Annotated in this window: 16 protein-coding genes; 12 read left to right on the forward strand and 4 right to left on the reverse strand. The window is 57.7% G+C overall.

Going from position 1 to position 21876, the window contains the following annotated elements; all coding sequences use genetic code 11:
* The first annotated feature begins 2 nt into the window (after nucleotides 1-2).
* Genes hutH through hutU form a run of 3 tightly spaced genes read left to right on the forward strand, consistent with a single transcriptional unit; the run spans nucleotide 3 to nucleotide 4007 of the window.
* Nucleotides 3-1532, forward strand: coding sequence for a histidine ammonia-lyase (gene hutH / locus RAL88_RS20985; RefSeq protein ID WP_306269782.1), 1530 nt, complete (start codon nucleotides 3-5; stop codon nucleotides 1530-1532).
* On the forward strand, nucleotides 1529-2317 hold the full coding sequence (gene hutG / locus RAL88_RS20990) for an N-formylglutamate deformylase (protein ID WP_306266152.1): 789 nt from the start codon (nucleotides 1529-1531) through the stop codon (nucleotides 2315-2317). Before hutH ends, hutG begins: the two co-directional genes overlap by 4 nt.
* Before the next feature lie 19 nt (nucleotides 2318-2336).
* On the forward strand, nucleotides 2337-4007 hold the full coding sequence (gene hutU / locus RAL88_RS20995; protein WP_306266153.1) for a urocanate hydratase: 1671 nt from the start codon (nucleotides 2337-2339) through the stop codon (nucleotides 4005-4007).
* A 47-nt stretch (nucleotides 4008-4054) separates the two neighbouring features.
* Here the strand turns inward: hutU and RAL88_RS21000 are convergent, their stop codons facing one another.
* Nucleotides 4055-5668 (reverse strand): winged helix-turn-helix domain-containing tetratricopeptide repeat protein, encoded by a 1614-nt coding sequence (locus RAL88_RS21000; protein ID WP_306266154.1) that lies wholly within the window; start codon nucleotides 5666-5668, stop codon nucleotides 4055-4057.
* A gap of 126 nt (nucleotides 5669-5794) precedes the next feature.
* Here RAL88_RS21000 and RAL88_RS21005 point away from each other — a divergent pair, with 126 nt between their 5' ends.
* The 9 genes from RAL88_RS21005 to RAL88_RS21045 all read left to right on the forward strand — a co-directional run bounded on the left by RAL88_RS21005 (nucleotide 5795) and on the right by RAL88_RS21045 (nucleotide 15845).
* Complete coding sequence (locus tag RAL88_RS21005; protein ID WP_306266155.1) at nucleotides 5795-6397, forward strand: DUF1326 domain-containing protein; 603 nt, start codon at nucleotides 5795-5797, stop codon at nucleotides 6395-6397.
* Nucleotides 6397-7188 carry a DUF2182 domain-containing protein gene (locus RAL88_RS21010; protein ID WP_306266156.1) on the forward strand — a complete coding sequence of 264 codons (792 nt, stop codon included), beginning with the start codon at nucleotides 6397-6399 and terminating at the stop codon, nucleotides 7186-7188. The genes RAL88_RS21005 and RAL88_RS21010 overlap by 1 nt, the downstream gene beginning before the upstream one ends.
* An 874-nt stretch (nucleotides 7189-8062) precedes the next feature.
* Nucleotides 8063-8539, forward strand: a complete 477-nt coding sequence (locus RAL88_RS21015) for a hypothetical protein (protein ID WP_306266157.1) — start codon at nucleotides 8063-8065, stop codon at nucleotides 8537-8539.
* A 31-nt stretch (nucleotides 8540-8570) separates the two neighbouring features.
* On the forward strand, nucleotides 8571-10145 hold the full coding sequence (locus RAL88_RS21020; protein WP_306266158.1) for a cbb3-type cytochrome c oxidase subunit I: 1575 nt from the start codon (nucleotides 8571-8573) through the stop codon (nucleotides 10143-10145).
* Between the two features lie 11 nt (nucleotides 10146-10156).
* Nucleotides 10157-11521, forward strand: a complete 1365-nt coding sequence (locus RAL88_RS21025) for a multicopper oxidase domain-containing protein (protein WP_306266159.1) — start codon at nucleotides 10157-10159, stop codon at nucleotides 11519-11521.
* 277 nt (nucleotides 11522-11798) lie between these two features.
* The gene (gene mtnK, locus RAL88_RS21030; RefSeq protein WP_306266161.1) at nucleotides 11799-13061 is read left to right on the forward strand and encodes an S-methyl-5-thioribose kinase; all 1263 of its coding nucleotides are present in this window, start codon (nucleotides 11799-11801) and stop codon (nucleotides 13059-13061) included.
* Complete coding sequence (gene mtnA / locus RAL88_RS21035) at nucleotides 13058-14167, forward strand: S-methyl-5-thioribose-1-phosphate isomerase (RefSeq protein ID WP_306266162.1); 1110 nt, start codon at nucleotides 13058-13060, stop codon at nucleotides 14165-14167. The genes mtnK and mtnA overlap by 4 nt, the downstream gene beginning before the upstream one ends.
* A complete protein-coding gene (locus RAL88_RS21040) occupies nucleotides 14164-15168 on the forward strand; it encodes a sugar-binding transcriptional regulator (RefSeq protein ID WP_306266163.1) in 1005 nt (334 codons plus the stop codon). Before mtnA ends, RAL88_RS21040 begins: the two co-directional genes overlap by 4 nt.
* Nucleotides 15165-15845 carry a class II aldolase/adducin family protein gene (locus tag RAL88_RS21045; protein ID WP_306266164.1) on the forward strand — a complete coding sequence of 227 codons (681 nt, stop codon included), beginning with the start codon at nucleotides 15165-15167 and terminating at the stop codon, nucleotides 15843-15845. The genes RAL88_RS21040 and RAL88_RS21045 overlap by 4 nt, the downstream gene beginning before the upstream one ends.
* Before the next feature lie 58 nt (nucleotides 15846-15903).
* On the opposite strand, the gene RAL88_RS21050 is transcribed toward RAL88_RS21045, so the two are convergent.
* The 3 genes from RAL88_RS21050 to RAL88_RS21060 all read right to left on the reverse strand — a co-directional run bounded on the left by RAL88_RS21050 (nucleotide 15904) and on the right by RAL88_RS21060 (nucleotide 21821).
* Nucleotides 15904-19125, reverse strand: a complete 3222-nt coding sequence (locus RAL88_RS21050; protein ID WP_306266165.1) for an efflux RND transporter permease subunit — start codon at nucleotides 19123-19125, stop codon at nucleotides 15904-15906.
* The gene (locus RAL88_RS21055; protein ID WP_306266166.1) at nucleotides 19118-20107 is read right to left on the reverse strand and encodes an efflux RND transporter periplasmic adaptor subunit; all 990 of its coding nucleotides are present in this window, start codon (nucleotides 20105-20107) and stop codon (nucleotides 19118-19120) included. Before RAL88_RS21055 ends, RAL88_RS21050 begins: the two co-directional genes overlap by 8 nt.
* Before the next feature lie 208 nt (nucleotides 20108-20315).
* The gene (locus RAL88_RS21060) at nucleotides 20316-21821 is read right to left on the reverse strand and encodes a sulfatase (RefSeq protein WP_306266167.1); all 1506 of its coding nucleotides are present in this window, start codon (nucleotides 21819-21821) and stop codon (nucleotides 20316-20318) included.
* Nucleotides 21822-21876: the final 55 nt, after the last annotated feature.

Genomic DNA, 21876 nt, shown 5'->3' on the forward strand with positions numbered 1-21876 from the left:
ACATGACTTTGCTGCCGGGCTCGGTTTCTCTGGCACAATTAGGCGAGATTTACTGGACCTCGGCCAATGTGAGGCTGGATCGCGGCTGCCGCGACGCTGTGATTGAGGCATCCGAGCGCATTGCAATAGCCGCGAGCGGAGACGCACCGGTTTATGGCGTCAATACCGGTTTCGGCAAGCTCGCCAGCATAAAGATCGCGCCAAAGGATGCCGCCACCCTGCAGCGCAACCTGATTCTCAGCCATTGCTGCGGTGTCGGCGAGCCGATTGCGCGGCACATGGTGCGGCTGATGATGGCGCTGAAACTGCTCTCCTTCGGGCGCGGCGCGTCCGGCGTCAGATGGGAGCTTGTTGAACTGCTTGAAAACATGCTGGCGAGGGGCGTGACCCCAATCATCCCGGCGCAAGGCTCGGTCGGCGCTTCCGGCGATCTGGCTCCTTTGGCGCATATGACCGCTGTACTCATCGGCGAAGGTGAAGCAGAATTTGACGGCGAAACACTTTCCGGAGCGGAAGCGATGCGCCGCGCCGGTCTGGCTCCGGTCATTCTGGGGCCCAAAGAAGGCCTTGCCTTCATCAATGGCACCCAGTTTTCCACTGCCTTTGCGCTGGCCGGCCTGTTTGAAGCCTGGCGCGCTGCGCAGAATTCCCTCTTGACATCGGCGATGTCGACCGACGCCATTATGGGATCGACCGCTCCGACCCAACCTGAAATTCATACCCTGCGCGGCCATCGCGGACAGATCGAGGCGGCAGCGGCGATCCGAACCTTGCTCGACGGCTCGATTATCCGGCAAAGCCATATAGACGGCGATTCCAGGGTTCAGGACCCTTATTGTATTCGTTGTCAGCCCCAGGTCACCGGTGCGGCGATGGATGTGTTGCGTCAGGCCGCTACAACACTGCAAATCGAAGCCAACGCCGCCACGGATAATCCGCTGGTGCTGACAGAGGCCAACATCATTGTCTCCGGCGGCAATTTTCATGCCGAGCCGGTCGGCTTTGCTGCGGATATGATTGCACTGGCGATCGCGGAAATCGGCGCCATTGCCCAACGCCGCATCGCCTTGATGGTCGATCCGGCGCTCAATCACGACCTGCCGCCGTTTCTGACCCCGGACCCGGGTTTGAATTCAGGACTGATGATTGCCGAAGTGACGACGGCGGCTCTGATGAGTGAAAACAAACATCAGGCCAATCCCTGTGTCACCGACAGCACACCAACCAGCGCCAATCAGGAAGATCATGTGTCGATGGCCGCCCATGGCGCCCGCCGCCTGCTGCGCATGACCGTCAACCTCAATTATATTCTTGGCGTGGAATTGCTGTGTGCTGCCCAGGGCATCGAATTCCGCGCACCACTGCAAACCAGCGTGCCGCTGCAGTCCGTTCTGCGCTGTCTGCGCAATAAGGTTGCCACCATCAGGGCCGATCGTTATCTGGCACCCGATCTGGAGGCAGCCCGTGGTCTGGTGTCCTCAAGCGATATCCTCAACGCATCAGGCATCGACCTGCCGGAGCTGGCAGTATGAGTCCGGTCACGGTGCAGAGCGGCGACAGCCCGGTCATACTGGGTCTGCCCCATGGCGGAACATTTGTCCCGGCGGAAATTTTCAAGCGTCTCAATGATCCTGGTCAGGGACTGGACGATACGGACTGGCATATCAGCCAGCTCTATGATGGCCTGCTGCCGGATGTGACCACTGTCACAGCGACATTTCATCGCTATGTGATTGATGCCAATCGCGATCCCGAAGGCGTGTCACTCTATCCCGGCCAGAACACAACTGGCCTTTGCCCGCTGACTGATTTTGACGGCAGGCCGATCTGGCGCGGGGGTCAAGAGCCGTCCGCTGATGAGATCGGGCAGCGCTGCATTCAATTCCACAAGCCTTATCATGATGCCCTGGCAGTGGAAATCGAGCGCGTCAGGGCGGTGCACGGCTACGCAATCCTCTATGATTGTCATTCGATCCGCTCGGAAATTCCGTTTCTGTTTGACGGGTTGCTTCCGATTTTCAATATCGGCACCAATAATGCAACAACCTGCGCGGCTGAAATAGAACAGGCGGTGCTCGCGATCTGCAGCAATGCGGCCGGCTTCGATCACGTCCTGAATGGCCGCTTCAAGGGCGGCTGGACCACCCGGCACTACGGCGTGCCGGAGCAGGGTGTTCATGCCCTCCAGATGGAAATCGCCCAGCGCGCCTATATGAACGAGCAGGCACCCTGGACCTACCGGGACGATCTTGCCGCCCAAATCCGTCCTCACCTGTCAAAAATTCTGCGCGCTCTCGCCGCCTGTCAGACCCAGTAAAAAAGAAGGACCACGTGCCATGAATGATCCCCGCAAGAATTCGCGCGATGTTTTTCCGCCGACCGGCACCAAACTGAATGCCAAAAGCTGGCTGACAGAAGCACCGCTGCGGATGCTGATGAACAATCTGCATCCCGATGTTGCTGAAAACCCGCACGAACTGGTTGTCTATGGCGGCATCGGGCGCGCGGCGCGCACCTGGGATGATTTTGACAAGATTGTCGCCAGCCTCAAAGAGCTTGAAGACGATGAGACGCTGTTGGTTCAATCCGGCAAGCCGGTCGGTGTGTTCCGCACTCACACCGACGCACCGCGGGTTCTGATCGCAAATTCCAATCTGGTGCCGCATTGGGCTACCTGGGACCACTTCAACGAACTCGATAAGAAGGGTCTTGCCATGTATGGCCAGATGACCGCGGGTTCCTGGATATACATCGGCACCCAGGGCATTGTTCAGGGCACCTATGAGACCTTTGTTGAAGCGGGCCGCCAGCATTATGCCGGCGATCTGAAGGGCAGGTGGATACTCACCGCCGGCCTTGGCGGTATGGGCGGCGCGCAACCGCTGGCTGCCGCAATGGCAGGGGCCTGTTGTCTGGCAGTGGAATGTGACGAGACCAGAGCCGATTTCCGCATGCGCACCCGGTACGTTGACGAGAAAACCAATTCTCTCGATGAAGCGCTGCAGATGATTGAAACATGGACCAGCGCCGGTGAAGCCAAATCAGTCGCGCTGATTGGCAACGCTGCTGATATTTTTCCCGAATTGTACCGCCGTGGCGTCAGGCCGGATATGGTAACCGACCAGACCAGTGCTCACGACCCAATCCATGGTTACCTGCCGCAAGCCTGGTCCGTGGCGCAATGGCGCGAAAAGCAGGAGTCTGATCCACGATCTGTCGAAAAGGCTGCACGCGCGTCCATGAAAACCCAGGTGGCGGCCATGGTGGATTTCTGGAATGCCGGCGTGCCGACCTTTGATTACGGCAATAATATCCGCCAGGTCGCTCTGGACGAAGGTCTGGAAAACGCCTTTGCATTTCCCGGCTTTGTGCCGGCCTATATCCGGCCGCTGTTCTGCCGAGGCATCGGCCCCTTCCGCTGGTGTGCATTGTCCGGTGATCCGGAAGATATTTACCGCACCGACGCCAAGGTCAAGGAACTCATTGACGACGAAAATCTCCACAACTGGCTGGATATGGCGCGCGAGCGCATTGCCTTTCAGGGGCTGCCCGCCCGGATCTGCTGGGTTGGTCTCGGTCAGCGCCACAAGCTCGGGCTGGCGTTCAATGAAATGGTGCGAACTGGCGAATTATCGGCCCCCATTGTCATCGGGCGCGATCATCTGGATTCCGGGTCCGTAGCCTCTCCCAACCGCGAGACCGAAGCCATGAAAGACGGATCGGATGCGGTGTCCGACTGGCCATTGCTCAATGCGCTTCTCAACACGGCAAGCGGGGCGACATGGGTCTCGATACATCATGGCGGCGGCGTTGGCATGGGATTTTCCCAGCATGCTGGAATGGTGATTTGCTGCGATGGATCGCATGACGCTGACCGGCGCCTCGAACGCGTGCTCTGGAACGACCCGGCCAGCGGCGTCATGCGCCATGCCGATGCAGGCTATGACATTGCGCTGGAATGCGCCCGGGAGAACAATCTGCATCTGCCCGCCATTCTGGGAAACTAACCACGTTGTAAAAGTATCGCGCCATTTGATCAGTCAAACGGTTCGCTCTATTCGTCGTGCCCGGCCTTGCGCAGGCCTTCCATGATATGGGCGAAATCGCCTGCTGTGGCATTCCATTTGCGGATTTCGGCAGCCGCGGAAATATTGGGTTTGACTGTTTTCATCTTCGCCAGCGATGCGGCAGCTTCCGGACGCTCCAATTGTCCCAATGCGGCTGCGTTCAATATATGGCTCCAGTAAAAACTTGGCATGCTGATGCGTTGAACATCCACCAGCACATCTTCGTATTGGCGCTGATGGTAATGCAGCCGTGCAAAACTGAAATGATACCAGCCGGGATGTAACGGGTTGAGTTGTTGCGCCCGCCTCGACAACGCAATGCCGCGCTCATATTCCCCCATAAAAGACAGATAATGGCCGACTTCCGCAAGGATCTCCGGGTCATTTGGATTAACGTCCAGCGCGCGCTGCGCTTCAGCTTCGAACTTGCCATTATCCTTGCGAAAGAAATGCACGATCGCCAGCCAGCAATGCGCATAAGCACTCTGCGGATCGAGCTCAATCGCCTTGAGCGCCATTTTCAGGGCCCGTTCAATCGGGTCCGGTCGCGGATTGGCATCGAACCGGTGCTCGGCAAGATAGACATTAGCCAGCAAGGCGTAAGCTTCGGCATAATTCGGGTCCAGCTCCACCGCCTTTTCAAGCAGATCACGGGCTTCGGCATGCATCGTCTCATTCAGTGTCGCCGTATAGGGCCGCGCCCGAAGCAGGCAATCATAAGCATCCAGCTCGGCGGGACTTTTTCGCAGCGCCCGTGACAATGCGGTATTCTGCATTTTGACACCGAGTGAGGCGACGATCATACGCGTCACCGCATCCTGCACTGCAAAAATATCTTCCAATTGCCGGTCATAGCGGTCTGCCCACAACGAAACGCCGGATGCCGCCTCAATGAGTTGCACCGCGACGCGAAGCCGCTCACCATCACGGCGCACACTGCCGTCGACAATGTAATCCGCTCCGAGTTTGCCGGCAATTTCAGCCAGAGGAACATCGCGGCTTTTGAAGTGAAATGACGATCCGCTGGCGATTACCCGCAATTCACGGAACTGCGTCAGATTGGAAATTACATCTTCGGTCAGACCGTCGCAGAAATAGGCGTCCAGGCCTTCGCTGGCGATTTTGAATGGCAAAACTGCTACGGTCGGCATGCTTGTTGTCTGTTGTGTTTCGCACCATGCGGCAGGTTGTCTCTTGTTGATTGGCAAGACTGTCGCAGCCAGTGTCTTTTCAGCTTCAGTCGTGGACCCAGGAGCATCATTCAAGACAGCCTCGGGCACCACATCTTCAGCATCGCAGGTAACATCGGCGACAAATCGGAAGCCGCGTCGCGGAATTGTCCGGATGACACTTTGCCGTTCACCGGTATCGCCAACCGCGCGTCTGAGGGCAAATATCCGGCTGCTCAGAGTGGTATCGGAAACCGCACGCCCGTCCCACACAGCTTCGATCAGATCATCCCTCGATACAATCCGGTCGCGGTTCTGCATCAAATGCCACAGCACATTGAAGACTTGTGGTTCAAGGGCAACGATTTTGCCGTGTCTGCGCAATTCATAGATCGTTGGATCAAGGTCGAAGGCACCGAAGCGGTAGATCATCTAAGATCGATCTCCCTGACCGAAAAACGAGGTTATCTGAATGTATTCTCAATGCCATCTTCAAGCAAGGACGCCCGCCATCTGCCAGAACTGATGCCTTCCAAACATCAGAAAAGGAGATATTCGATGACCTGGTCACTTAAGGGAACGTATTTTGAGAGCTGCAACTGCAATGTTGCCTGCCCGTGTCTTTTCCTCAGCCCGCCGACAGAAGGCGAGTGTAATGCGCTGGTTGGCTGGCACATTGAAAAGGGCGACGACGAGAGCGTGGATCTGTCCGGACTCAATGTGGCGCTTGCTGTCCACTCTCCCGGTCACATGGCTACCACCCAGTGGAATGTCGCGGTTTACATCGACGAGCGTGCGACTGAGGCACAGAATGCCAGTTTGATGAAAATCTTCGGCGGACAGGGCGGCGGCCATCCGGCGCGGCTCGCCACCCATATCGGCAAAATTCTCGGCGTCAAATCCGTGCCAATTGACTATTCCATCAACGGTGGAAATCACGCGCTGAAAATCCCGGATATTGCTGACGTGGAAATTACGCAGATGGCCGGGCAGGGTGACGGGCCCGTGACGATTTCCGGTCATCCCCTGTGCATTGCACCGGGGTTTGCGGCGACAGCGGCAAAATCAGACAAACTGGTTTACAACGATCACGGCATGGCGTGGGACCTGTCCGAAAAGACTGGTGTTTTCTCACCCTTTGCCTATCAGAGCGAGCAGTGATGGCAGACGCCGGCTTTCACCGCGAAGCAGGGGGGTGGATATCACCAGCGCGTCTCACCCTGCTGCTGAGCGGCCCGGTGTTGATTGTTTTCGGGTCGTGGATTTACCTGTCTGTGATGATCGGTGACATGTCGATAATCCCCGGCATGTCATCGATGATGATGGCACCACAGATACTTGATCCGATGATGCTGTTCGGCCTGTTTGTGATGTGGTCGGTGATGATGGCGGCAATGATGCTGCCAACCGCCACTCCGATGATTCTCGCCTATGCCAGGATGCAGGCACCGGACCGCGATCACGGCGCCGGCTGGTTGCCGGTATTGATGTTCTGTAGCGGATACATCCTCGCCTGGGCCGGGTTCAGTCTGGCGGCTGCAACGTTGCAGGCCGGTCTGACAAACTTTGCAATGATGTCGCCGATGATGATGAAAGCGGTTACAGGACCACTCGCCGCTGGCATTCTTGTTGCTGCAGGTCTGTACCAGTTTACACCGCTGAAGCAATCCTGCCTGCATCAGTGCCGCACACCGCTCAGTTTCCTGATGACGCAATGGCGGGAAGGCCGGGTCGGAGCGCTGAGCATGGGGTGGCGACACGGGCTCTTCTGTGTCGGATGTTGCTGGGCGCTGATGGGGCTTTTATTCGTCGTCGGGGTGATGAATCCGGGCTGGATCATCGCCATCACACTGTATGTGCTGGTCGAGAAAACTGTTCCGGGCAGCGAGCAGATTTCAAAACTGCTTGGGGCGATCATGGCTGGTGTCGGCCTGGTTTGGTTTCTCATTTGACACTATTGCGGCCCTGGTTTGCGGGGCCGCAATGCGTCTGAACGCTGACATAACTACATGGTTTTACACGCCTAAAACGTACTTTGGCTGCTTCCCCGGCACATTACGAAAACGTCATTTAGTGTACTGCGAATCTCATTGTGAGGAAGATACCAGCCAATTCGGCCCAACCGGGTTATGTTGTTTCTGCAAAATTGACCGGTATCGGAAATTCGGATAGCGTAAAAAAATGAAATGCAAAAGGTCCTATCATCAGCGTGCATTGAGCACTTGTTCGCGCGGGGCGAAAACTACGCCCCTGGCGGTCAAACTGTTGATGATTGCAAGCGTGGTTGTACTCTCAGCTTTCAACGTTTTCGCTGAATACCCGGAGATTTGGCAAGTAGCAGCGGAAACTGGGACGCCAGCCAGCGAGCAGCTTGTGAGTTTCGCAAATGTCGAGATCTCTGACGCTGCGGACACTGACATTCCAGAAATTGACAGGGCTTCCACGATGCCTGGATGCCCTGTATCAATGAATATGATGGTATCCTGCTGGATCGCGATGTTTCCCGGTAGTACCGTAGAATTTATTTCAACAGTGGCCGTGTCGCCAACTGCTTTCGATGCAGCGCCTGCGCGGATGCATCACAATCCCCCGCCCGAAGTATTGATACAGCCTCCGCGAGTCTGAGTGAATCTGTCATGTGGCGCTGCTGCGCCGCACCGATAAACACTCATTCATGCGAGGAAACGCAATCCAATGGAAAATGCACTCGGAATCTCAGGCTATCAGGGTCTGATGATGTCCATCGTGTTCGGACTGGGCCTGTTGGGCATAGCCGGACTGCTTCTGGCCCTGTTCTGGCCGAAACGATGGCAAATGAAATATCGCATGGAGGTCGGCTTCGTTGTCCTCCTGCTAGGGCTCACGTGGTTTGCGGATTTCCGCAGCACCGAAATTTATCAGACCTATCAATCATCTCTGCGTGAATCCGGGACGGTCAAGCCGGATTCAACAGAGCAAGGCGGCGGATTCGACCGCGAATTGCGCGTTATCGCATTCCAGTGGGGCTTTGCCTTTCTCACAGACGACAATGAAATCAGCAGAAACGCGGCGATGGTCAAACCGGGTGAGAAGGTGCTGTTCAAGATTTTCAGCAACGATGTGATTCACGGCTTTAATATTCCTGCTGTTGGCATCACCACCGAATTCGACCCAGGTGAAGAACGCCAGGTTTGGATCAGGGCTCCGGAAAAACCGGGCAAATACCTCATCCAGTGCGTCAATTACTGCGGTATCGGACACGCGCAGATGAAGGCATGGCTCGTCGTCGAGGGCGATGAAGAGAACACCGAGGTCGGCACATGAGAGCCCTTGAAAATTTCAGGAAAGAAAACTGATGGCAAATTCACTAGACGCCGAACGTATGGGCGGCACATTGAACTGGGAGCCTGAGGACGTCATCTCGCAGATGTCGCTTCGCACGCTTCTGTTTTCCAACGATTACCGCCATATCGCCATCAAAGGCATGCTGACCTCTATCGTCATGCTTGGCCTTGGCGGACTGATGGCAATATTGTTCCGAACCGAACTGGCCTTGCCCGATCTGCAGTTTTTTGACGCCCGGCCCTATATGTCGCTGCTGACATTGCACGGCATGCTCATGGTGTTCGGCTTTGCAATTCCGCTGGTCATCTCGCTGATGTATTACATGATGCCGCGGGTTCTGGGCACGGAAACACTGCTTTGGGCGCGCGGTGCGCAATGGAGCTACTGGCTGCTGATCGCCGCTGCCGTATTGCTGATCATTTCGCGCCCGGATTTCACCTGGACGTTCTATCCGCCGATGTCGCTGCGGGTCGGGGGCAATCTGGTCTGGATGGGATACATCGCCATTCTGCTGGTTGCCATTTCGGAATTCCTTGCAGGCGCCGTGTTGCTGCGCAACGGACTGGCCGCAAAGGGGCGCTGGAAGAAAATGCCGCTGATGGGCTGGGCCGCACTCTCCGAAGGGCTGCTTCTGACTATCTCGACACCGGTTCTGGGATTGGTGGCGGTCTATCTGTTCACCGACTGGATGCAGTATACCGCGATGTTTGATCCGGCCCGGGGCGGTAATATCATGAGCTTCATGTTCCTGTTCTGGTTCTATGGTCACCCCGCAGTCTACCTGCCTCTGGTGCCAGCCATTGCGCTGCTTTACACACTGTTGCCGCGCATGCTGGGCCGCCCGATGTGGAGCTACTGGTCAGCTGTCGTTGCGTTTTTGCTGCTGACGCTGTTGTCCTTCGTGGTTTTTCCGCATCATTTTCAGCCGGCCGCAACCGTAACCACAATGATCGGGCGCACCACGCAGATTCTGACGTTGCTGATCTTCATTCCCTCAACGCTGCATGTGTTCAACTGGATTGCGACATTGTGGTCTGCACCCATCGCTGCCTCGGCCAAACGGTCAGTGCCGTTCAAATTCATGATCGCCTCGATCATATTTCTGATTATCGGCGGCGTAACCGGTTATGTGAATGCCCAGGTCGCGGTTGACAGCGACTTTATTCACAACACTTATTGGGTCCCCGCCCACTTCCACGCGATGTTTGTGGGATTCGTTGCCAATATGGCGATGGCCGGCATGTATTTTCTGTATCCCTATTTTACCGGACGCATGTTCAGCCAGGGGATGGCCAATACCCATTTCTGGATGTGGCAAATCGGCATTTTTACCAAAGTCATGATGATGTATGTGCTGGGCTATGCCTATTTCCCGCGCTGGGTTGTCGATTATCTCGATCTGCCGCAGTGGTCGATGCCGCAAATGATGCTGACCGGCGGCGCCTATCTGATCGGCCTTGGCTTTATCGTCTTTGTTTTCAACATCATCTGGAGTGCAAAGCGCGGCAGGATTGTGACAGGCGACGCCTGGCCTGTCATCCACGAAACCCCGACCGGTCCGGCTGTTGCAGCCCCCGCTGAATAAGGAAAAACGATATGATTATGCGATTGTTTCTCGGGGTTGGCCTCGTTCTGCTTGGGGTAACCAGCTATTTCGTGGTGGTGGTGCCACCGCCAAATGTTCAACTCGTGCCGAAAATTTCTGCTGTGACCGTGTTGCAGGGTGAAGGGATACTGCCAACCGGCGATATTGCCGAAAATGAAGAAATCGAGCATGGCATTTTTGAAGTTCCCCCACAGGACGAAGTCATGCTCGAAAGCGCCACGGCCGATATGGACATGAGTGGCATGGATATGGGCGGAAGCACGATGACAATGCCGGATGGCACCGTCATGAAGGACAGCGACATGCCTGCAGCTGGTGACACCGCCATGGATATGAACAACGGCGAGGGCACGATGACGATGCCGGATGGCACGGTCATGAAGAACAGCGACATGCCTGCAGCTGGTGACACAGCGATGGATATGAGCAACGGCGAGGGCACGATGACGATGCCGGATGGCACGGTCATGAAGAACAGCGACATGCCTGCAGCTGGTGACACAGCGATGGATATGAGCAACGGCGAGGGCACGATGAAGATGCCGGATGGCACCGTCATGAAGGACAGCGACATGCCCGCAGCTGGTGACACAGCGATGGATATGAGTAACGGCGGAAGCACGATGACTATGCCGGATGGCACCGTCATGAAGAACAGCGACATGCCCGCAGCTGGTGACACAGCGATGGATATGAGTAACGGCGGAAGCACGATGACTATGCCCGATGGCACCGTCATGAAGGACAGCGACATGCCCGCAGCTGGTGACACAGCGATGGATATGAGCAACAGCGAGGGCACGATGACGATGCCGGATGGCACCGTCATGAAGAACAGCGACATGCCTGCAGCTGGTGACACAGCGATGGACATGAACAAGGGCGACGAGACCATGACGGCGGCGGACGATACCGCAATGGACATGGATGGCATGGATATGGGTGAAACGGCCATGGCGGAGGGCGGACTTGCCTTCAGCGATGACGGCGGCTTTGACCGGGAAATCACTTTGGCGATGTCTGAATGGACTTTTTCCGATCTCAACCTTGAGGTGGCAAAGGGTGAACGAATTCGGTTCACCGTGCGCAATGACGGCCAGATCCTGCATGAGTTCATGTTCATGACAATGCCTGCCATGGCAGCCGTAAACTACCGCGCCAAGCGGGCTGACTGGAATCTGCTCGAGCATGAAGCCCTGTTCGAAAAGTCTTTGCTGCTGCCTGGCGGTGAGATTTCGTTTGTGGTCGAGGTACAACAAACCGGCAATTGGATGTTCATGTGCATGCTGCCTTATCACATGCAGATGGGCATGATGGGGCAGATGGCGACGCCCGGCATGGCTATGAGCATGTAAGTCGGGTCACCAGGAACCGGCGGCGGCGCATAATTCGCAACGCGCCGCCGCTGATTTTTGACTTGAGAACATTTGTGACTGCCGAGCCCTTCTGAACAATGCCGGCACCCATCAACCCGGTTATCTTCCCGTCAATGGCCGCGCCGCTTCCTCTCCGGCGCTCATTTCTGTGTGTCATCTACATACTTGTCAATACCATTGACATTTGAAGAATTTAACAGAAACTTCTGCCCGAAGTGAGTGTTGATGGCTCACCATATGGTCAGGGGAGTCCTTCATGAGTCAAAATTCCGGTTATCTGGCGCTCAGCGTCGATTCACTTGGCGCGCGGCTGAGCAATATCGATGCGATCACCAGACGGATCGGCGCGGATCCGGCGGAATGGTCCATCAAAGAGGTCGGTGACGGCAATCTGAATCTGGTGTTTGTTGTCGAAAGCCAGCGTGAGACCATCATCGTCAAACAGGCGTTGCCCTATGTCAGGCTGGTTGGGGATAGCTGGCCCTTGCCGCTGTCCCGTGCATATTTCGAACATGAAGCTCTGACCCGGCAAAGTCAGCGTGATCCGGGAACAGTACCGCAGATTTATTATTTCGATCGCGATCAGGCGCTGATCGTCATGGAGTATCTGCAGCCCCACACCATTCTGCGTGAGAAATTCATCCGCGGCGAAAAAGTCGCCGGTCTTGGCGAAACCATGGGCCGGTATTGCGCCCGGACTGCCTTCAGGGGCTCGGAGCTGTCGATGAAAAGCAGCGACAAGAAAGCCGATGTGGCCATATTTGCCGGAAATGTCGAGGTCCCGGCCATCACCGAAGCTCTGATTTTTACAGATCCCTATTACGATGCCGAGATGAATCATCACACTGCTGGTCTTGATCCGGTTGTCGGCAAATTGCGCGCAGATGCCGAGCTCAAGCGCTGCGTCCAGGCGATGCTGATGCGTTTTGCCTCCAATACCGAGACCCTGCTGCATGGCGATCTGCATTCCGGCTCGATCATGTCGACGGATCGGGAAAGCCGGATGATTGACCCGGAATTTGCCCAATACGGCCCGATGGGCTTTGATATCGGCATGCTGACGGCCAATTATCTGATGGCTTATTTCAGCCAGCCCGGCCACCGCCAGGTGGCAGAACTGGAGAGCTATCAGGACTGGATTCTGTCGATTATTTCCCAGACTTTCGCGGCGTTCACCACCGAGTTCGGGCAGCTTTGGAAAACCGAGCGGACCGGTATGCTTTATCCAGCCTGTCTGTTTGAGGATCAGGGCCATTCCTCAGAACCGGCTTGCGAGGCTGTGCTGGCCGACATCTGGCGCGACGCGTTGAGTTTTTGCGGCATTGAGATGCACCGCCGTGTGCTGTCACTGGCGCATAACGCCGATTTTGAACGGATCGGGGACACAGCTGTTCGGGCGCAGCTGGAAGCGCGCAATCTGATGATGGGAGCCGAGTTGATCCTGCAACCCGGCGGAGTTCCGGATACAGCAGCGCTGGTCGCTCTGGCACGGACATACGATAAGGAGACGTTCTTGTGAACATAGATGGAACCCATTACCGGTCCTTGTGGTGGAACCACGAAAAAGCCGTGCTGGAAATTATTGATCAGCGCTGGTTGCCGCATGATTTCCGCATTCAGGCGGTTGCCACACTGCAAGACTTTGCTGCCGCAATTGTACAAATGCGCGTCCGGGGCGCGCCGCTGATCGGGGCAACGGCGGCCTATGGCATGGCGCTTGCCATGCGGCTTGACGCTTCGGACAGCCACATGGACGCGGCCTGGGATGCCCTCAACAGGACACGGCCGACTGCGATCAACCTGCGCTGGGCTCTCAACCGGTGCCGCAATGCGTTGCGTCCTCTGCCTGAAGCGGACCGCGTTGATGCTGCGCTGAAACTGGCGCACGAGATTGCCGATGAGGATGTCGGCATCAACCGCAGTATCGGGAAAAACGGCCTTGCGCTGATCCGCCAGATTGCGGCGCGCAAACCGGCGGGCGAGCCGGTGCGTCTGCTGACCCATTGCAATGCCGGCTGGCTCGCAACCGTCGATTGGGGAACCGCGACCAGTCCCATGTATGAGGCCCATGATGCCGGCATTCCGATCCATGTCTGGGTCGATGAAACGCGGCCCCGCAACCAGGGTGCATTGACAGCCTGGGAATTGGGCAGCCATGGCGTCCCGCACACCTATATTGTCGACAATGCCGGCGGCCACCTGATGCAGCATGGCATGGTCGATATGGTCATTGTCGGCACCGACCGCACGACGCGGCGCGGCGATGTCTGCAACAAGATCGGAACCTATCTGAAGGCGCTGGCGGCCCGTGACAATGGCGTGCCGTTCTATGTGGCACTGCCGTCACCGACCATCGACTGGACGGTTGATGATGGCGTCGCCGGAATCCCGATCGAAGAACGCGACCCGATGGAGGTCAGCCATGTGCAGGGCGCTCTGGCAGATGGCACAATCGGACATGCACAGGTCTCGCCGAACGGCAGCCCCTGCGGAAATCCGGCTTTTGACGTTACGCCCAACCGGCTGGTGACAGGTCTGATCACCGAACGCGGCGTGTGCGAGGCAACGCCGGAGGCGCTTGCGGCGATGTTCCCTGACCTCAGCAAAATAGAGAAGATCGCTTGACGAGCCAGTTCAGCATATCTGTGGAGGACGCACCTGAGATCAGATCCCGGGGCGCAGCCGAATTACGCGCCGGGCGTCAGGAAGAGGCCATTCTGGATGCAACATGGTGTTACTATCATGAAGGCCTTAACCAGAACCAGATTGCAGACAAGCTCGGGCTGTCGCGGGCATCTGTGGTGAATTATCTCGCCGAAGCGCGCCGCCGCGATTATGTCCGCATCAGTCTTGACCCGGATATTTTTCGCAGCCACCAGCAGGCCAGGGCGCTCGTTAATAAATTCGGACTGAAAGATGCCAGCGTCGTGCCGGCAGCAGGCCAGCGCACTATCGAGCGTGTGGCCCGGATGACAGCGGACTGGCTGCCGCGCCTGCTGCAGCCCGGCGACCGGCTGGGTGTGGCCTGGGGGGAAACCATTTTTCGCGTCTGCGAAGCTGCCGCGCCGCAGGTTCTCGAAGATCTGACGGTGGTGCAGCTTGTCGGCTCGCGCCCGGCAGCAATGGGATTTGCCGCGGAGACCTGTTCGGCAACTCTGGCGCAGCGTTTTGGTGCCCATTGCATAAATCTGCATGTGCCGCTGCTGGTGTCGGACGCTGATTTAGCCGCGCGGCTCAGATCGGAGCCAGTCATTGCAGAGCAATTACAGGCGGTTGCTGCCTGCAACAAGGTGCTGTTTGCCTGCGGCACCTGCAATGCGGACAGTCATATTGTCCAGACCGGAATTTTGAGCGCTGCCGCGCTTCAGACCTATGTCGCGAAAGGCGCGGCTGGTGTGATCTGCGGACGTTTGATCGACAGCAACGGCAGACATATGCCAACGGAAAATGAGGATCGGATGCTGGGTGTGTCCCTTGAACAGATGCAAGGCAAGGATATGGCGTTGCTTGCCAGCGCCGGCATCGACCGCGTACACGCTGTGCTGGCTGCATTGCAGGGTGGTTTTGTCACCCATCTGGCGATCTGCAGCGATACGGCCCGCCATCTTCTGGAGGCAGACGCATGATATCTCATCAGTCCGATACGAAGGCGTTGCGCCAGTCCATTATCGATGCCTGTCTGTCGATGAACCAGCTTGGGCTCAATCAGGGAACATCGGGTAATATTTCGGCACGCTGCGGTGAGCGCATGCTGATTACGCCTTCCGGCATTGCTTACGAGACACTGACCCCGGAGATGCTGCTGTCGCTGCCACTGGCTGGCGGGCTGGATGTTCCATTTCCCGGCGAGTCTCAGCCGGCGCTGCGGCCGTCCAGTGAATGGCGGTTTCACAAGGCCCTGTTGCAAAACCATGCTGATATGGGCTTTGTCGTTCATGCCCATCCGGCCTATGCGACGGCACTGGCTATGATCCGCAAGCCGATCCCGGCATCTCACTACATGATTGCCGCCTTTGGCGGCGACAGCCTGCGTGTCGCGGACTATGCGATCTTTGGCAGCAAAACCCTGGCGGAAAATGTTGTCCGCGCAAGCGCAAACCGTCATGGATGCCTGATGGCCAATCATGGCGCTCTGGTTCTTGGTGAAACACTGGCACGTGGCCTCTGGCGCCTTGGAGAACTGGAGGTGCTGGCGAAGAGTTATACGCTGGCCCAAATGCTTGGAACACCGGCGATTCTGAGCGCTGCGGAAATCGAAGAGGCTCTGCAGGCGTTTGCTGACTATGGATTGAAGGACAGCTGACACGGATACTCCAACATGCGCGGCTGATTGTGATCCGGCCATCCGGCCACGCCAACACTTATGTCTTGAACAGCCGGTAGATCGCCGGAATCACCAACACTGTCAGGGCAGTTGAGGACAGCAGCCCGAATAAAAGCGATATTGCGAGGCCCTGAAAGATCGGGTCAATCAGGATCACAGCAGCCCCGATCATCGCCGCAATCGCGGTCAGCAGGATCGGTTTGAAGCGTGTTGCCCCGGCCATGATCAGGATCTCAAGATCGACCCGCCCGTCAGGGTCGGCATGGCGGATGAAATCCACCAGAAGGATCGAATTGCGCACGATGATTCCGGCCAGCGCGATAAACCCGATCATCGAAGTTGCCGAAAATGGCGCATTAAACAACCAGTGTCCGCCAATGATGCCGAGAAAGGTCAGCGGCACTGGCGTCAGGATGACCAGTGGCAGCCGGAACGAGCCGAACTGCGCCACAACCAGCACATATATGCCCAGCAGCGCTACGGCAAACGCTGCGCCCATATCGCGGAAAGTGACCCAGGTCACCTCCCATTCTCCATCCCACAACAATACCGGCCTGTCTGTCTCTTCGGGTTGGCCGTTAAGCCGGATTTCCGGTGGTTCAAGGTCTCCCCACGCCGTGGCGTCAAGCCGGTCGGCCACTGCCAGCATTCCGTAGAGCGGGGCCTCGAAATCGCCGGCCAGCTCGCCCGTTACCATCACCGCATCATAGCCATTGTGGCGGAACATTGGATACGAGGCGCGTTCTTCCGTCAGCTTGACCACATCGCCAAGTTCTACAATTCCGCGCCCGCCGGGCACTGCATTGGCCGGCACCGGCGTGGACAGGGCACGCTCGTCCATGACCTGATCAGCCCTGGCGCGGGCAATGACAATCGGGATCGGGCGGCGGCCTTCGCCGCGGTGCGAATAGCCCACGGTGGTGGAGCCGGTCAAAAGCCGCAATGTGTCGAGCGCATCACGTTCCTGAACCTTAAAGAAATCCATATCGCCGGCCAGAAGCTCGGCCCGCAGCCGCCGGGCAGGTTCGCCGGAACTGTCATCGACATCCACGATGTAGGGGACCGCCTCAAAGGCGTCGCGCACCTTGCCTGCGACGGCCCTGCGCGTCACAGCGTCAGGTCCGTAAATCTCGGCCAGAAGCGTGGATAGCACGGGCGGGCCGGGCGGTGGTTCGACCACCTTCAGCACAGTGCCGGCCGGAACATCAAGGCTGTTCAATCGCTGGCGCAGGTCCAGCGCAATGGCGTGACTGGGCCGCTCACGGTCATCTTTTGCCGCAAGGTTCAACTGCACTTCGCCCAATTCAGGGCTCTGGCGCAGGAAGTAGTGGCGCACGAGGCCATTGAAATTGAACGCTGCGGCAGTGCCTGCATGAGTCTGCGCCGACAGAATTTCGGGCAATGCCAGCGCCAGGCGTGCGGCGTCCTGGGCAACCGCATCGGTAGCCTCGACCGAGCTGCCTTCGGGCAGGTCGATCACGATGGCCAGCTCGGATTTGTTGTCAAACGGCAGCAGCTTCACTGTGACGTCACGGGTAAAGAGTGCGCCCAGCGATCCGAACGACAGTATCGCTACAATCAGCAGAAACAGTGCGCTGCGCCATTTGCTGCGCAACAATGGCCGGGCAATGGCGGCATAGAACCGGCCCAGCCGGCCACCGGGATGGCTGTCCCTGCCTGCGTGGTGTGCAGTCCCCCCCGGCCCGGCGATTCTCAGCATCAACCAGGGTGTGATCATCACGGCGACAAAGAATGAAAAGATCATCGCTGCCGAAGCATTGGCTGGAATCGGGCTCATATAGGGGCCCATGAGCCCGGAGACGAACAGCATCGGCAACAGCGCCACCACGACTGTCAGCGTTGCCACGATGGTCGGATTGCCAACCTCTGCGACAGCTGAGATAGCCGCAGAATGCGCCGTTTGCGTGCCGCGTTTCCCGGCCCAGTGACGGGCGATGTTTTCGATCACCACAATCGCGTCATCCACCAGTATGCCGATTGAGAAGATCAGCGCGAACAGCGAAACGCGGTTCAGCGTGTAACCCATGATCCAGGAGGCAAACAGCGTCAGCAGGATGGTGACCGGTATCACGATAGCGACGACGATTGCCTCGCGCCAGCCGATAGCGAGCATCACCAGCGCCACAATCGACAATGTCGCAAGAGCCAGATGAAACAGCAACTCATTGGCCTTTTCATTGGCCGTCTCGCCGTAATTCCGCGTGACCTCGACGTCCAGGCTGTCTGGGATGATCCCGCCATGCATCGCCTCGACCCGGTCCAGGATGGCATCGGCAACACTCACCGCATTGGCCCCGGCGCGCTTGGCCAGAGCCAGCGTCACGGCAGGGCGGCGGATGATTTCGTCCCGAGAGCTACGGGTCAGGGTAGCAACATGCTGTTCATCCAGATCAGCGACGAAGGCGACATCGGAAACGTCGCGGACATAGACAGTGCGCCCGTCGCGCGTGGTCAGTTCCAGATTGCCGATCTCTTCAGGTGTCGACAGTGTCTTGCCGATGATCAAACCGATCTGTTCGCCAGAATCACGCTGCAATCCGGCGGGCGCAGCACTGTTGGCACCTGAAACCTTTGCCGCCAGCTGTTGCAGCGTCACGCCGTAAAGCGCCAACCGCTCGGGGTCGGGGGCAATGCGCAAAGCTTCATCGGTGGCTCCGACCAGATAGGTCAATCCGATTTCGTCAGTCCGGGCAAGTTCGACCTCGACTTCACGCGCCACCCGCGTCAGATCTGCGGCCGTTACAGCTTCCTGTCCGTCAGCCGGAGAGAAGGTCAGTGTGACGATGGCCACGTCATCGATCCCTCTTCCCACCACCAGTGGCTCGGGAATGCCGACCGGGATACGGTCGAGATTAGCCAGAATCTTGTCGCGCACCCGCAGAATTGCGGTATCCGCGGACACTCCGACCAGAAATCTTGCCGTTACCATCACCTGGTCGTCACGGGTTTCGGAATAGACATGTTCGACCTGATCAAGGCCCATGATGATGGCTTCCAGCGGCTCCGTGATCAATTTCACCGCATCAACCGCTTTCAGCCCATCGGCACGGACAAGGATATCGACCAGCGGAACCGAGATTTGCGGCTCTTCCTCACGCGGCAGCGCGGCAAGGGCAATCAGTCCCATGGCCAGCGATGCCAGCAGCAACAGCGGCGTCAGTGGTGAGGCGATAAAGGCCCGGGTCAGACGTCCGGCAAGGCCAAGCGCGCCGCCAGGTTCAGGTGCGGCGTCACTCATCCTCTATGACCACCTGATCTCCGGCGGAAAGGCCACTCAGGATTTCGCGCCAGACGATGCCGTCCCGTGTTACCGTGCCACCAGGCACCACGGCGCGCCGCCGCGCGCCATCATGACTGCTTTCCACGGTGACGAAATCCAGCCCGGCCAAGCGGGTCAGCGCTTTTGCGGGAACCAGTATGGCCAGCCGCTCGCCGATCGGCAGCCGCACCGGCAGGCGTTGGCCGACAAATCGGCTGTCCAGACCTTCGACTTCGACATCCGCCTGCACACGGCCGCCTTCGATCTGCGGATAAAGTTTCACCAGCCGCCCGGTGCGGCGTTCGCTGGCCACCCCGGAAGCGCCAGCGCCCAATTCAATTTCATCACCTTCTGCCAGCGTCAGAGCATGACGTTCGGGGATTGCAAGGCGCAGAAAAACACCACCGCCACCAATCACCGCCGCAGCTTCACCCGGTGCTACGACCGAACCGCGCGAGATTGGCACGGACAATACCACGCCCGCCTCGGGGGCCAGGATTTCACCTTCGACAATAAGCCGTTCATTCACTTGTCGCTCGGATTGAAGACTGCGCTCCTGGCCTTGAAGGACATCGACAGTAGTCTGCAACTGATCAAGCCGCTGGGTAGTGATAACCCCGCGCTCGATAAGCTGTTGGCCACGTTCAAGGTCGGCACGTGCGGTTTCGATCTGCGCTGATAGCGCCGAGATCTGCGCGTCGATTGAAGCAAGCTGAAACACCAGCTTGTCGTCCTCGACCATCGCGATGCGCCCGCCGGCTTCAACTCTGTCGCCCTCGGCGACATCAAGCTGGGTAACCGTACCGCCGATGCGTGCCCGCGCTGGCACCCGGTTGCGGGTTTCGACCTGACCATAGACAGCTTTCCATTCCACGATGGTGCCGGGCATCACAGTCAGGGTTTCGGCCGCGCCCGGTGTGCTCGCCGTGAGTGCCGCAAAAATAATCGCAAGAATCCGCATCGTTGCCTCATATGAGTTCACCCCAGCAATGCTGCAGCTTCCAGGCCGACAAAACAAGGTTTGTATCTCTTGTGCATTGACTTCGATCAACTGGTTCCGCCACCCGGCGTCGAACGGCAGTTGCACAAATTGGCACACCGAAAGCGAGCGGCACGCGGCAGTGATAGCCGCGCGCCGCCAGTCCTGGGAGGATATTGCTGATCTTTTGCTAGGGAACTTCGATGGCCCGTGGTTTGACGTCTTCAAGCAGGTAGCGGTGCGCATCCTTGTGGGTCATGTAGCCGGGGGGCGGGAACTGCATTTCAAGCTCCCACGCATCGCCGGTTTCTGCCATGTTTTTCAGGACCCGTGCATCCAGCTCGGCCTGAATGGCGGCATAGGCCGGATCGTTGACCAGATTGTTGGTCTCGTCCGGGTCGTTGGTCTGGTCGAACAGATAGAGCGGCCGGTCCTGTTTGCGCACATAAAGCCATTCCCTGGTGCGGATGCCGCGCTCCGGCTTCACATGGCGTTCGCTGCGGCCGCCGAAATCGGCCTTCATCAATTCAAACTGGACATGGTCACGGGTCGGTGCATCGCTGCTGCCCTCAAGCAGCGGCAGGTAACTCGTCCCCTGCACCCCATCGGGAATGGCGATGCCGCAGGTTTCAAGGATCGTCGGCATCGTATCCACCGCCACATCGACAAGTGAGGTCACGCGTTTGCCAGGGGCAAAACGGGCAGGATAGCGGATGAACAGCGGCACATGCGCCGATGTGCGGTAGGCCTGACGCTTGATCCCGCAATAAGAACCGTGCTGGCCCAGCATGTCTCCATGATCTGAAAAGAAGATGACAATGGTGTCGTCAGCCAGCCCGTTTGCATCCAGCCAGTTCAGCAACCGGCCGACATTGTAATCGACATTGGAGATCATGCCGTAATATTCGGCGGTGAATTTACGGATCTGCCATTCTGTTTCGATCTCCGGGTCCATACCCTCGAACTTGTCGGCCTTGCTGCGCTCGCCAAACCGCCCGTCGCCGTCATAATCCAGCGCGGTCCGCTCCTGCGCCCGCCGTTTCTGCAACTCGGGATTGGGTGTGCCCATGGGCAGTCTGACCTTGTCCGGGTCATACATCGTGCGCCAATGCTCCGGCATGTCCATCGGGAAATGCGGCGGGCCGAAGCAGACATAGGCGTAGAACGGATCATCACCGCCCGACCCGGCGACTTTCTCCATGAATTCGATGGTGTGGTCGGTCTGAAAATCCGGCTCGTAACGTTTGCAATGATAGGGCTGGTCGGTGTCGCGATAGTACACCGCATCCATATACTGATGACCGCGATTGTAGCCGACGAAGTGGTCAAATCCCATGCGGTCGGGGCCGGGTGGAACAAAGCCGGGTTTGGGGCCGCCAAAAAGATGCCATTTACCAATATAACCAGAACTGTAGCCGCTGTCGTTGAGACAGGGTGCGAGCGATGGCTGGTCGGCACTGATCGGGAAATGATTGGAATACAGACCGGCCTGATGGGCATATTTTCCGGTCAGCAGCGAGGCCCGGAATGGCGTGCAAAGCGGATAAGAAGTATAGGCGTTTTCAAACATCACGCCTTGATTGGCGAGCCGGTCGAGATGCGGCGTCTTGACGTCCGGATTGCCCGAGCAGCCCATACAGTCATACCGCATCTGGTCAGCATAGATCATCAGAATGTTGGGTTTTTTGACAGACAATTTGCCCTCGCTTTATTTGGCTCACCTAACCGGTCTGGCTGATGCAAGGTAGTTT

The sequence above is a fragment of the Pararhizobium sp. IMCC3301 genome, assembly GCF_030758315.1.
In the GTDB taxonomy this organism is placed as follows: domain Bacteria; phylum Pseudomonadota; class Alphaproteobacteria; order Rhizobiales.

Excerpts from the sequence above, each read along its gene's own strand:
- RAL88_RS21020 (WP_306266158.1), top strand. The coding sequence starts at position 8,571 with ATGGCAAATTCACTAGACGCCGAACGTATGGGCGGCACATTGAACTGG.
- RAL88_RS21045 (WP_306266164.1), top strand. The coding sequence starts at position 15,165 with ATGATATCTCATCAGTCCGATACGAAGGCGTTGCGCCAGTCCATTATC.
- hutG (WP_306266152.1), top strand. The coding sequence starts at position 1,529 with ATGAGTCCGGTCACGGTGCAGAGCGGCGACAGCCCGGTCATACTGGGT.
- mtnK (WP_306266161.1), top strand. The coding sequence starts at position 11,799 with ATGAGTCAAAATTCCGGTTATCTGGCGCTCAGCGTCGATTCACTTGGC.
- RAL88_RS21055 (WP_306266166.1), bottom strand. The coding sequence starts at position 20,107 with ATGCGGATTCTTGCGATTATTTTTGCGGCACTCACGGCGAGCACACCG.
- RAL88_RS21010 (WP_306266156.1), top strand. The coding sequence starts at position 6,397 with ATGGCAGACGCCGGCTTTCACCGCGAAGCAGGGGGGTGGATATCACCA.
- hutH (WP_306269782.1), top strand. The coding sequence starts at position 3 with ATGACTTTGCTGCCGGGCTCGGTTTCTCTGGCACAATTAGGCGAGATT.
- RAL88_RS21015 (WP_306266157.1), top strand. The coding sequence starts at position 8,063 with ATGGAGGTCGGCTTCGTTGTCCTCCTGCTAGGGCTCACGTGGTTTGCG.
- hutU (WP_306266153.1), top strand. The coding sequence starts at position 2,337 with ATGAATGATCCCCGCAAGAATTCGCGCGATGTTTTTCCGCCGACCGGC.
- RAL88_RS21025 (WP_306266159.1), top strand. The coding sequence starts at position 10,157 with ATGATTATGCGATTGTTTCTCGGGGTTGGCCTCGTTCTGCTTGGGGTA.
- RAL88_RS21005 (WP_306266155.1), top strand. The coding sequence starts at position 5,795 with ATGACCTGGTCACTTAAGGGAACGTATTTTGAGAGCTGCAACTGCAAT.
- RAL88_RS21000 (WP_306266154.1), bottom strand. The coding sequence starts at position 5,668 with ATGATCTACCGCTTCGGTGCCTTCGACCTTGATCCAACGATCTATGAA.
- RAL88_RS21050 (WP_306266165.1), bottom strand. The coding sequence starts at position 19,125 with ATGAGTGACGCCGCACCTGAACCTGGCGGCGCGCTTGGCCTTGCCGGA.